The organism is Streptomyces sp. NPDC057654 (assembly GCF_042800135.1).
Lineage (GTDB): Bacteria > Actinomycetota > Actinomycetes > Streptomycetales > Streptomycetaceae > Streptomyces.
The window spans coordinates 1-11,373 of sequence record NZ_JBHVHQ010000202.1 but is presented as its reverse complement, the minus strand read 5'-3'; the positions used below and the strand labels follow the sequence as shown (position 1 = coordinate 11,373).

Sequence of the window (11,373 nt, the reverse complement as noted above, 5' to 3'; positions counted from 1 at the left end):
TCGCGAGCGCGATGCCCGCGCCCATCAGGACCAGGCCGAGCAGCATCCCGCCGTAGCCGTGCGCGCCGAGGACCGCGACGGCGGCGAGGCCGGCGGCCAGCAGGCCCATGCCGCCGACGATGGTCAGCGGGGTGCCGAGCTTGGGCAGCAGACGCGCGCCGACCCCGGTGAGGTTGAGGAGGACGATGACGATCGCGAGCGGCGTCATGCGCAGCCCGGTCTCCAACGGGCCGTAGCCGAGCACGAATTGCAGATGCTGGGTGAGCAGGAAGAACGAGCCGCCCATGCCGAAGGCGACCAGGATGCCGCCCGCCACCGCGCCGACGAAGCGGCGGTTGCGGAAGAAGTGCATGTCCAGCATGGGGTGCGGGGCGCGGCGCTCCCAGAGCACGAAGACGCCGAGGCCGACGACGCCGATGAGGGCGGACAGCAGCACGGACGACGAGGTCCAGCCGTCCACGGGCCCGGAGATGATGGCGTAGACGACGCCGGTCATGCCGATGGTGGACAGCAGCGCGCCGAGCAGGTCGGGCCGGTCGCCCGCCGGGTTCTTCGACTCCGGTACGAGCTTGAGGACCGCGATCAGCCCGAGGAGCGCGACCGGGATGTTGACGAGGAAGATCGAGCCCCACCAGAAGTGGTCGAGCAGCGCGCCGCCGATCAGCGGCCCGGCGGCGAAGCCGAGCGAGCTGACGGCGCCCCACAGGCCGATGGCCTTGGTGCGTTCGGCGTCGTCGAAGACCTGGACGATGACGGCGAGGGTGGTGGTCATCAGCAGCGCGCCGCCGACGCCCATGCCCGCGCGGGCGGCGATCAGCTCGCCGGTGTTCTGCGAGAGGGCGGCGGCCAGCGAGCCGATGCCGAACAGGGCGAGCCCGGCGGCCAGCAGCTTCTTGCGGCCGTAGCGGTCGGCGGCGCTGCCCGCGGTGAGCAGCAGCCCGGACTGCACGAGCGAGTACGCGTTGATCATCCACTGGATGTCGGAGGTCGCGGCGCCCATCTCGGTGGTGAGGGAGGGGATGGCGACGTTGAGGACGGTGTTGTCCAGGAGGACCGTGAGCTGGGCTAGACAGATGACGCCGAGAATCAGCCACCTCTGGGGGTGGCCCGACCCGGCGGATGGCCGGATGGCGGCAGGCGCGGACAACTGGGCTCCTTGTACGGCGTATGATTGAGATGAGATTTACACCGTACAACAGGGGCTCATACGTCGTACAAGTGATTTTTTGCGGGCACGGGGCGACCGGCAGCGACCGGCATTCCACTTGCCGCGGAAACGGCCGCCCCGCGCCCTGGTTCGGCTTCTCCCAAGATTCCGGATTCTGTTTCTACTTCTGCTGGTCCTGCTTCGCCTCCGCCTTCGCCTCCGCCTTCGCCTCCGCCTTCGGCTTCGGCTTCGGCTTCGTCAGGTCGTAGAGCGTGCTCTTGCCCGCCTTGACCTTCTCGAAATTCGCCTTCACCCAGGACGTGATCTGCGGGCCGTAGCCCTCCTGCCGCTGGCCGCCCAGCCGCTCGGCCTCGGCGAAGTAGTGAATCTTCCCCTCCCGCACGGCCTTCTTGAACGCCTCCAGCGTCGGCGACGGATCGCTGCCGTTGAACCCGCCGATCGACATCACCGGCTTTCCGGTGGCCAGCTGATAACTCGCCGCGTTCTGCGAGCCGACCGTGGCCAGCGCCCAGGTGTAGTCGTCGGCGTGCGCCTTGACCGCGGCCTTCGCCTTGGCGTCGATGTCCTGGCCGTCGAGCAGCCCGCCCACGCCCACGAGCACCGGGCCCTTGCCGCGCCGCTCGCCGCCTTGCCCGCCGCCCGGACCGCCCTGCGGACCTTGCTGCCCGCCCTGCGGCCCGCCCTGCTGTCCTCCGGGGCCCTTCTTCGCCTTCTGCCCCGGGCCGAAGAAGACACCGGGGCTCCCCTTCTTGCCGCGGATGACCATTCCCATCCCCGGCATCCCGGAGGCCGGGCCCGCCGTCACGATCGACCCGCCGTGCGGGGTGCCGACGGTGTTGAACACGTACGCGACGGGCCCGCCCAGCGAGGCGGCGACGCCCACGGCCGCCGCCCACCACGCCATCCGCCGCCCGAGCCGCGCCACGAGCAGCAGCGCGAGCGCCGCCGCCACGCCGCCGGCCAGCACGGACCAGCGCAGCCACGGCAGCCAGTGCGCGGTGCGCGCGAGGAGCACATACGACCAGCCGGCCGTCCCCGCCGCCGTCACGGCCAGCACGACGGCCGCCGTCCGGCTCGAACGCCGCCGCCACAGCACCACCGTGCCCATGGCGACGAGCGCGCCGATATACGGGGCCAGGGCGATGTTGTAGTACTGGTGGAAGATCCCCGACATGAAACTGAACGTCAGGAACGTCATCACCAGCGCCCCGCCCCAGGCGAGGAACGCCGCCCGCTGACCGGAGGGCAGGGCCGTGCCCGTACGCCGCCCGCGCCAGGCCAGCCACACCCCGGCGAGCAGCAGGATGAAGGCGGCGGGCAGCAGCCAGGCGATCTGACCGCCCATGTCGGACGAGAAGAGCCGGTCGAAGCCCGTCAGGCCCCAGCCGCCGCCACCGCCCCCGCCCCGGCCGCCGCCCACGCTGCCGGCCTCGTCGCCGGTGATCCGGCCGAAGCCGTTGTAGCCGAGGGTCAGCCCGAGGAAGCTGTTGTCCTGCGAGCCGCCGATGTACGGGCGCGAGGACTTCGGCCACAGTTCGACGATCGCCACCCACCAGCCCGCCGAGACCAGCATCGCCAGCCCCGCCCACAGCAGCTGGGCCAGCCGCCTCCGCATTCGGACCGGCGCGGACAGCGCGTACAGCAGGGCCAGCGGCGGCACGATCAGCCACGCCTGGAGCGTCTTCGTCAGGAAGCCCAGCCCGAAGCAGACCCCGGCCAGCACCAGCCACTTCGTGCGCCCGTCGTCCAGCGCCCGCAGCACGCAGTACACCGCGCAGACGCTCAGCAGGCACAGCAGCGCGTCGGGGTTGTTGAAACGGAACATCAGCGCCGCCACGGGCGTGAGCGCGCAGATCGCACCGGCCAGCAGCCCGGCGGCCGGCCCGAAGTACCGCTTCACCGCCGCGTACAGCACGCCGACGGTCGCGACCCCCATCAGCGCCTCGGGCACCAGCACCGCCCAGGAGCTGAGGCCGAAGAGCCGTACGGACAGGGCCATCGGCCACAGCGCGCCCGGCGGCTTGTCCACGGTGATGGAGTTCGCCGCGTCGGACGAGCCGAAGAACATCGCCTTCCAGCTCTCACTCGCCGCCTGCACGGCGGCCGAGTAGAACTGGTTGGCGTAGCCGGACGCGCCCAGGTCCCAGACGTAGAGCACGGCGGTCACGGCCAGCAGCGCCAGCAGACCGGGCCGCGCCCAGGTCGGATCGTCCAGGTGACCGCGCCAGACGCGGCGCGGCAGCCCGCGCAGCCGGGCGTACAGACCGTACGCGGTGGGTGCGGGGCCGGGGCGGCCGGGGCGGCCGGTACGCCCGTGGCGCGGGTCGCCGTGCAGGCGCGTCGGCGGCATGGGGGCGTCGGGGTGATGGGTGGTCATCGGACGCTCCTCGTGCTCGTGCTGGGGCTCGTACTCGTACTCGGGGCGTAGTCGCGGCGGAAGCGGCTTCCTTCGCCCGTAGGCACTGCTGACAGTTCGTCATCGGCTCCGCCCTCCCGCCCCGCCGGGAAGACCCAGGCGCGGAACAGCAGGAAGCGCAGCACCGTCGCCGCGAGGTTGGCGGCGACCAGGACCGCGAGCTCCGCGCCGTGCGAGACTCCCCCGCCGGAGCCGCCCGTACCGGAACCGCCCGCCGCCGCGTCCAGGGCCGCCAGCGAACCGCTCGTCAGGGCGAGCCCGATGCCGAAGACGACGAGGCCCTGAGCCTGGTGGCGCACGGCCCGGTCCCGGCCGCGCACGCCGAAGGTCAGCCGCCGGTTGGCGGCCGTATTGGCGAGGGCGGAGACCAGCAGGGCCAGCCCGTTGGCGACCTGCGCGCCGACGCCGAGCCGGAAGAGCGAGTACAGAGCCAGGTAGAACAGGGTGCTCAGCGCGCCCACCACGCAGAACCCGACGAGCTGCCGCGCCAGCCCGCCCGGCACGCCGCTCAGCTCGCGGTCGCGCGGGTCCGTGCCGAACGGGCGGCTGAGCCGGTCCAGCGGCAGCGCCCCGGTGGCCAGCGCCCGCCCGACCCGCCACACGCCCTTGAGGTCCTCGGTGGCCGTACGGACGATGCGCACCGTGCTGTCCGGGTCGTCCACCCAGTCCACGGGCACCTCGTGGATCCGCAGCCCCGCGCGTTCCGCGAGCACCAGGAGTTCCGTGTCGAAGAACCATCCGGAGTCCTCGACCATCGGCAGCAGCCGGTCCGCGACGTCCTTCCGGATCGCCTTGAAGCCGCACTGCGCGTCCGAGAACCGGGCGGCCAGGCTGGAGCGCAGGATGAGGTTGTACGCGCGCGAGATGAACTCCCGCTTCGGGCCCCGTACCACCCGCGAGCTGCGCGCGAGCCGGGAGCCGATCGCGAGGTCCGAATGGCCGGAGATCAGCGGCGCCACCAGCGGCAGCAGCGCGTTCAGGTCGGTGGAGAGGTCCACGTCCATATAGGCGAGGACCGGGGCGTCGGAGTGCGACCAGACGGTGCGCAGCGCCCGTCCCCGGCCCTTGCGCTCCAGCCGGACGGCGGTGACCTCCTCCAGCGCGTCGTCGAGCCGGGCCGACACCTGGGGGGTGCTGTCGGTGCTCGCGTTGTCCGCGATGGTGATGCGGAAGCCGTACGGGAAGGTCGCCGAGAGGTGGTCGTGGAGCCTGCGCACACAGGGTTCGAGATCGGTCTCCTCGTTGTAGACGGGGATCACGACATCGAGCACGGTCGCCGTGCGCCCGAGGAGCAGATGCTCCCGGGCCGGCAACGCGTCGATCGGGGGATGAGTCATGCTGCGACTCTCGACAAGTCCCCTGTCCCAGAGGTGTGTTCAGCCTGTGGAACGACTGTGAGCGGAAGCGCTCTTCTCGGATGGGCCCTTCTCGGATGAGCCCTTCTCGGGTGGGCTCTTCTCGGGTGGGCTCTTCTCGGATGGGCACGCTTTCGCCGCTGGGCCTCCGGATGGGCCCGCCTTCGCCGCCGAGCATCCGGATGGGCTCCCCTTCGCGGCCGAGCCTCCGGCGGGGGCGGCCGGCAGGTGCACGGCGAAGACCGTACGCCCGGGAGCGCTGTCCACCGTCACCCGCCCGCCGTGCGCCTCCACCACCGCCTGCACGATGGCGAGGCCCAGCCCGGTGCTCCCGGCATTGCGGGAGCGCGAGGCGTCGCCGCGCGCGAACCGCTCGAAGACGTGCGGGCGCAGCTCCGCCGGAATCCCCGGCCCGTCGTCCTCGACGGCCAGCACCAGCCGCTGCCCGCGCCGCTCGACGCGCGCGGTGACCCTGGTGCCGGGGGGCGTGTGCGTACGGGCGTTGGCGAACAGGTTGACCAGCACCTGGTGCAGCCGGGCGGGCTCGCCCTGGAGCAGGGCGGGCCGGTCGGGCAGTTCCAGGACCCAGGCGTGGTCCGGCCCGGCCGCCCGCGCGTCGCTCACGGCGTCGACCACGAGCGGAGAGAGGTCGAGCTCCGTGCGCGAGAGCGGACGGCCGGCGTCCAGGCGCGCGAGCAGCAGCAGATCCTCGACCAGACCGGACATCCGGTGCGCCTCGGACTCGATGCGGCCCAGCGCGTGCCGCGTGTCGGGTCCGGTCTCCTCCCGTCCCCTGCGCGTGAGTTCGGCGTAGCCGCGAATGGAGGCGAGCGGAGTGCGCAGCTCATGGCTGGCGTCCGCCACGAACTGTCTGACCCGCGTCTCGCTCTCCTGGCGCGCGACGAGCGCCGAACCGACGTGTCCCAGCATACGGTTGAGCGCCGCGCCGACCTGACCCACCTCCGTGTGCGGGTCGGCCTCCGCCGCCGGTACGCGCTCGTGCAGGGCCACCTCCCCGCTGTGCAGGGGGAGTTCGGAGACGCGGGTGGCGGTGGCGGCCACCCGGCGCAGCGGGCGCAGGGCGATCCGTACGATCGCGGTGCCCGCGAGGGCGGCGGCGACCAGCCCGGCGGCGGTGACGCAGATCTCGGCGACGATGAGGGTGCTGAGCGTGTCGCGGGCCTCGCGCGTCGGGATGCCGACGAGGTACATGCCGTTGGCGCCGCTGGCGGATTTCACGCGGTACTCGCCCTGCCCGGGAATGTCCGCGGTGTGCGGGCGCCCGTCCCAGCTGACCGAGGTGAGCGCGTCGATCTGCGCGGCGGTGAGCGGTTCGCGCCCGACGGGCGGTGCCGTGCCCTTGGCGGACTTCTGCTGCACGCTGATGGCGGAATCGACGACGGAGCCGTTGTTGTCGAGGAACGCGCCTATGGTGCCGAGCGGCTGGCCGCCGCTGGAGACGAAGCGCAGCGAGTCCTCGGTGATGATCACCGGCCGCTGCGGATCGCGGGGCGGCCCGGCGGCCCGCCCCGCGACCTCGGCGAGGCGGGCGTCCAACTGGTCGTACAGGGAGGTGCTCAGGGCGATGGTGGTGACGGTGGCGATGACCGCGCAGACGACGGCGACCAGGGCGACGGCGGAGACGACGAGCCGCGTGCGCAGCGACCAGGTGCGACGGGTCGTCCCGGCCGGCCCGGCACGGCGTGGCGGCCGGGGCTTCACCGGCGCACGGCATGGCAGCCGGAGCTTCACCGGCGCACGGCCTCAGCGGGCCTCGGCGGCGGGCTTGATGAGATAGCCCGCGCCCCGCCGCGTGTGGATCATCGGCTCCCGGCCTGCGTCGATCTTCCGGCGGAGGTAGGAGATGTACAGCTCGACGACGTTGGCCTGGCCGCCGAAGTCGTACGACCAGACCCGGTCGAGGATCTGCGGCTTGCTGAGCACCCGGCGCGGGTTGCGCATCAGGAAGCGCAGCAGCTCGAACTCGGTCGCGGTCAGATGGATCTCCCGCCCGCCGCGCGCCACTTCGTGGCTGTCCTCGTCGAGTACGAGGTCGCCGACGGCGAGTACGGAGTCGCTCCGCTGGGCGGCGGCGCCGGAGCGGCGCAGCAGGCCGCGCAGCCGCGCGACGACCTCCTCCAGGCTGAACGGCTTGGTGACGTAGTCGTCGCCGCCCGCCGTGAGCCCCGCGATCCGGTCCTCGACCGAGTCCTTGGCGGTCAGAAACAGCACGGGCACCTCGGGCCGCTCGCGCCGCAGCCGCCCCAGCACCGAGAGCCCGTCCATGTCGGGCAGCATCATGTCGAGCACCACGGCATCCGGCCGGAAGTCGCAGGCGGTACGGACGGCCCCGGCGCCGTCCGCGGCGGTGCGCACGTCCCAGCCCTCGTAGCGCAGCGCCATCGACAGCAGGTCGGAGAGCGCGCTCTCGTCGTCGACGACGAGCACCCGTACGGGACTTCCGTCGTTTCGCAGCAGCTCGGTACGCCCCTTGGGCGAGGTCGCGGTCATGCTTCCGATCTTGGGGCGGCGGTCTGAGAGCCCCCTTTCAGATGTCTGTGAATAGCCTGAGAATCCGCCGGGACGCGTGCGACGGCGGGGCCGGGACGGTCCGGGACGGGCTGACCCGATACGACAAATGGGCCCGGGAAATAAACTGAATCTCTCCCCCGCTACCCCTGCCATGACTTCCACCACGCCCACCACAGCGACGGAAACCATCACCGGCCTCGGCCGGATCGGCGTCTGGAGCGCCGCGCTGCACTCCGAGGACCCGGACCGGCGGAGCGAGATCGCCGAGGCGGCGGCGGAGCTGGACGAACTCGGCTACGGAACGATCTGGGTCGGCGGCAGCCCGTCCCCCGACGACATCGCCACCGTCCTGGCGGCCACGGACCGCGCCACGGTCGGCAGCAGCATCATGAGCATCTGGCAGCACGAGGCCGCGGCGGTCGCGGCCCGGCACGCGGAGCTGAGCGACGCGCACGGCGACCGCTTCGTGCTCGGCCTGGGCGTCAGCCACGCGGAGTTCGGCGACCGCGAGGACCGCCCGTTCGCCGGCCGCCCGTACTCCGAGATGGCCGCCTACCTCGACGCGCTGGACGCCGCGCCCCGGCCCGTACCGGCCGCCCGCCGCGCGCTGGCCGCCCTCGGCCCGAAGATGCTGCGGCTCTCGCGCGACCGCTCGCTCGGCGCGCTGCCCTACCTGACCACCGTCGAACAGGTCGCCGAGGCCCGTACGGCCCTGGGCACCGACGCCCTCCTCGCGCCCGAGCTCATGGTCGTACTCGACCCCGACCTCGCCCGGGCCCGCGCCACCGCCCGCGGCTACCTCGCCGGGTACCTCGGCCTGGTCAACTACACCAACAACTTCCGCCGGCTCGGCTTCGGCGACGACGACTTCACCGGCGGCGGCAGCGACCGCCTCCTCGACGCCGTCTTCGCCCTGGGCGACGCCCCGGCCATCCGCGAACGCGTGGACGCCTTCCTGGCCGCCGGCGCGAACCACCTGGCGATCCAGGTGGTGACCGAGGACACCCGCGGCACGCTCCCCCGCACGGAATGGCGCGTCCTGTCGGAAACCCTCCTGTAGGCCCCGGCTACGGTCCCGGTATGAACCTCCTGGCCATATCAGGCAGCCTGCGCGAGCGGTCGACGAACAACGCGGTGATCCAGTCGGCCGTCGAAGCGGCGACCGGCTTCGCGACGGGCGGCTTTACGACAGACGGCTTCACGACAGACGGCTTTACGACAGACCTGGCGGAGATCGGCACTCTCCCCCACTTCAACCAAGACCTGGACGTCGAGGGCGCCGAGCCCATCGCCCCGGTGGAGGCGCTGCGCGAGGCGGTCCGCCGGGCGGACGCGCTGCTGTTCGTCAGCCCGGAGTACGCGCACGGGGTGCCGGGCGTCCTGCGCAACGCCATCGAGTGGCTGGTGAGCAGCGGCGCCCTCGGCGACAAGCCGACCGCGGTGATCACCGCGTCCCCGCACCCCGGCGGCGGCTCGTACGCGCAGGAGCAGCTGCGCGAGACGCTGTCGATGCTGACGGGGGCGGTGGTGGAGGAGGCGTGCCTGGAGATCGACGCGACGGGCCCGAAGGTGGACCGGGAGACGGGAAGAATCAAGGACGAACGGACACTGGGCGACCTGAAGAGCGCGCTGGGGACCCTGCACGCAGCGGCCTGTAGAACCCAGTCGCCCTGAGCAACGCCAAGGGCCCGGCACTTTTCAGTACCGGGCCCTTGACTTTCAAGTAGCGGGGACAGGATTTGAACCTGCGACCTCTGGGTTATGAGCCCAGCGAGCTACCGAGCTGCTCCACCCCGCGTCGATGAGTTGAACACTACGCGATGATCGCGCCAGAGGGAAATCAAAGCTCCGCGCAGAGCGTTGAGCCGTCCAGGAACACCAAGATCAGCACGAGCAGCACGATCCGCACGAGCAGCACGATCGGTTACGTCCTGGAGGACTGGGTGACGAACTACACGGAGCATGTGGACGAGGCAGCGGGCTCCATCCGCCTGGCGTACGAGCAGGCGGGGCCGGCTTCCGAGGCGCCGCCCATGCTCTTCGTGCACGGCGCGTGCTGCGACCGCTCGTACTTCGAGCCGCAGTTCACACACTTCGCCGGGGAGCGCCGGGTGGCGGCGGTGGACCTGCGGGGCCACGGGGAGAGCGACCGCCCCGACACGTCGACACCGGGCGCGTACGGGGTGGAGGCCTTCGCCGACGACGTACTGGCGGTGTCGGCGGCGGCGGGCTTCGACCGCCCGATCGTGGTGGGCCACAGCCTCGGCGGCCTCGTCGCCCTGGCCTGCGCGGCCCGCCCCGACGCCGTACGGGCCGTCGTACTGGTCGACCCGGCCCCGATCTACAACGACCACCTCAAGGCGTTCTTCGCCCGCACCGTCGACGACATGGCGGCCGACGAGGACGGCTCCTGGCGCAGGGAGTTCGTGTCCGGCATGTTCCCGCCGAGCGACACGTACCGCCGGGAGGACACCATCACCGGCTTCGCGTCCATGCCCACGGCGATAGCCGCCCAGGACTGGCGCGCCGTCGCCGACTTCAACGGCCCGGAGACCCTGTCGAAGGTCCACGTCCCCGTCCTGGCCGCCTACGCCCGCGAACCGGAACCGGAACTCCGCACCCACCCCAACGTCACCACGGGCCAGACCATAGGCTCCGGCCACTTCAACCAGCTCCAGGTGCCTGAGCAGGTGAACGCCATGATCACGCGTTTCATAGAAACGACGGCGATGTAGCCACCTATACGTAGCCACCTCTACGTACTCACCTCACAACGATTCGGCGATGAGGGCTTCCACGAGCCAGCTGTGGGACGTCCCCACGTTCGGTTCGCTGCTGGGGGTGACGACGGAAAGATGCTCCCAGTACTTGCGGAACATGGGGACGGTGGTGCAGAACTCCGCCGCGATGAAGGCACGGTGGGCGGGGGTGTCCTCGGTGCCGCGGCCACGGGCGCAGGCGGAGGCGAAGGTGCCCAGCGCCGAACAGTGCTGCGGCGGCAGGCCGGCCGCGACGATGGGGCCGGCCTGCTCGGAGGCGTCGAGCAGCTCGGCGTACAGCGAGGCTTTGTCGTCGACGTAGGGCGCGGCCCAGTAGAGCAGGAACTGCGGCTCGGTGACGAGCGCGTGGAGCTCGGCGTAGGCGAGAACGGTCTCGGGCGTGGGGTCGGCCGGCGGCTCGGGGATGCCCTGTGCGGTGATGAGATCGGTCAGCCGTCTGGGCACGGAGGCGGGCACGATGCGCCGCCAGGCCCGGGAGATGTCCGCCGCGGCTTGCGGCAGGCTGTGAACACGCGCCAGCAGCCGGAGCCGGCGCAGCCGCTTGGCGCCGGGACAGTCGTCCAACGCCCGTAACACGGCTTCCCGCCAGCGGAGTTCCTCGATCCGGCGCCGGGTGTCGCTCAGCTGCTCAGCCACCACATCATCAAGAGGCAGCTCCCCGTCGGCAACCTTGATGATGGACTCGATCGAAAGATCCAGACCGCGCAGATGCCGTATGAACCGAAGCTGCTCCAGCGCCTCGGGCAGATATCTGCGGTGCCCGCCCTGACTGCGACCGGAGATCGGCAGCAGCCCGATATCGGAGTAGTACCGAACGGCCTTCACCGACAGCCCCGCACGCGCCGCCAGCTCCCCGATCGACCAAGTGTCCTGCATCACAGTCCCTTGAATCTCCCCTACACCGGAGCATCTAGCGTAGGAATCGCCGGGCCGGAGAAAAAAGACGTCGGACGGGCGCAGTCGTCGGGCGGCCAGTTCGACGACGGCCGAGGCATGTCTTCAAGCCATGCCCCGGGCCCACCGCCCGAGCGCGGGGCCCTGGGGCCGGTGCACAACAGGGGAGCGCACCGTACCCAGGCCCCACACACCCCACAGCCGCCCCTGCCCACACCAACGCCAGAG

9 protein-coding genes and 1 tRNA gene are annotated in these 11,373 nt (G+C 71.6%); 3 read left to right on the top strand and 7 right to left on the bottom strand.

Annotation, left to right across the window (positions count from 1 at the left end; genetic code table 11):
- From ACFU99_RS17470 to ACFU99_RS17450, 5 genes are all read right to left on the bottom strand, one after another.
- Positions 1–1,147, bottom strand: a 1,147-nt coding sequence (locus ACFU99_RS17470; RefSeq protein WP_384392409.1) for an MFS transporter, incomplete at its 3' end; no start/stop codon positions are given.
- Between the two features lie 181 nt (positions 1,148–1,328).
- Positions 1,329–3,545 carry an ArnT family glycosyltransferase gene (locus tag ACFU99_RS17465; protein ID WP_384392406.1) on the bottom strand — a complete coding sequence of 739 codons (2,217 nt, stop codon included), beginning with the start codon at positions 3,543–3,545 and terminating at the stop codon, positions 1,329–1,331.
- Positions 3,542–4,921, bottom strand: a complete 1,380-nt coding sequence (locus ACFU99_RS17460) for a glycosyltransferase (RefSeq protein WP_384392404.1) — start codon at positions 4,919–4,921, stop codon at positions 3,542–3,544. The genes ACFU99_RS17465 and ACFU99_RS17460 overlap by 4 nt, the downstream gene beginning before the upstream one ends.
- Before the next feature lie 39 nt (positions 4,922–4,960).
- A complete protein-coding gene (locus ACFU99_RS17455) occupies positions 4,961–6,661 on the bottom strand; it encodes an ATP-binding protein (RefSeq protein ID WP_384392401.1) in 1,701 nt (566 codons plus the stop codon).
- A 42-nt stretch (positions 6,662–6,703) separates the two neighbouring features.
- Positions 6,704–7,450 (bottom strand): response regulator transcription factor, encoded by a 747-nt coding sequence (locus tag ACFU99_RS17450; protein WP_363225119.1) that lies wholly within the window; start codon positions 7,448–7,450, stop codon positions 6,704–6,706.
- A 172-nt stretch (positions 7,451–7,622) separates the two neighbouring features.
- On the opposite strand from ACFU99_RS17450, the gene ACFU99_RS17445 reads away from it, so the two are divergent.
- Positions 7,623–8,531, top strand: a complete 909-nt coding sequence (locus ACFU99_RS17445; protein ID WP_384392398.1) for a TIGR03620 family F420-dependent LLM class oxidoreductase — start codon at positions 7,623–7,625, stop codon at positions 8,529–8,531.
- A gap of 20 nt (positions 8,532–8,551) precedes the next feature.
- Positions 8,552–9,145: an NADPH-dependent FMN reductase gene (locus tag ACFU99_RS17440; protein WP_384392395.1), complete on the top strand. Its 594-nt coding sequence runs from the start codon at positions 8,552–8,554 to the stop codon at positions 9,143–9,145.
- 50 nt (positions 9,146–9,195) lie between these two features.
- Here ACFU99_RS17440 and ACFU99_RS17435 read toward each other — a convergent pair.
- Positions 9,196–9,269 (bottom strand) — tRNA-Met (locus ACFU99_RS17435).
- Positions 9,270–9,291: 22 nt separating this feature from the next.
- Here ACFU99_RS17435 and ACFU99_RS17430 point away from each other — a divergent pair.
- Positions 9,292–10,206, top strand: coding sequence for an alpha/beta fold hydrolase (locus ACFU99_RS17430; RefSeq protein ID WP_384392392.1), 915 nt, complete (start codon positions 9,292–9,294; stop codon positions 10,204–10,206).
- A gap of 33 nt (positions 10,207–10,239) precedes the next feature.
- Here ACFU99_RS17430 and ACFU99_RS17425 read toward each other — a convergent pair whose 3' ends face one another.
- Positions 10,240–11,127 (bottom strand): MerR family transcriptional regulator, encoded by an 888-nt coding sequence (locus tag ACFU99_RS17425; RefSeq protein ID WP_384392389.1) that lies wholly within the window; start codon positions 11,125–11,127, stop codon positions 10,240–10,242.
- Positions 11,128–11,373 lie beyond the last annotated feature (246 nt).

Bases quoted from the DNA above. Each gene is read 5' to 3' on its own strand.
- ACFU99_RS17450 (WP_363225119.1), bottom strand. From the start codon at position 7,450: ATGACCGCGACCTCGCCCAAGGGGCGTACCGAGCTGCTGCGAAACGAC.
- ACFU99_RS17460 (WP_384392404.1), bottom strand. From the start codon at position 4,921: ATGACTCATCCCCCGATCGACGCGTTGCCGGCCCGGGAGCATCTGCTC.
- ACFU99_RS17430 (WP_384392392.1), top strand. From the start codon at position 9,292: ATGATCGCGCCAGAGGGAAATCAAAGCTCCGCGCAGAGCGTTGAGCCG.
- ACFU99_RS17425 (WP_384392389.1), bottom strand. From the start codon at position 11,127: ATGCAGGACACTTGGTCGATCGGGGAGCTGGCGGCGCGTGCGGGGCTG.
- ACFU99_RS17440 (WP_384392395.1), top strand. From the start codon at position 8,552: ATGAACCTCCTGGCCATATCAGGCAGCCTGCGCGAGCGGTCGACGAAC.
- ACFU99_RS17445 (WP_384392398.1), top strand. From the start codon at position 7,623: ATGACTTCCACCACGCCCACCACAGCGACGGAAACCATCACCGGCCTC.
- ACFU99_RS17465 (WP_384392406.1), bottom strand. From the start codon at position 3,545: ATGACCACCCATCACCCCGACGCCCCCATGCCGCCGACGCGCCTGCAC.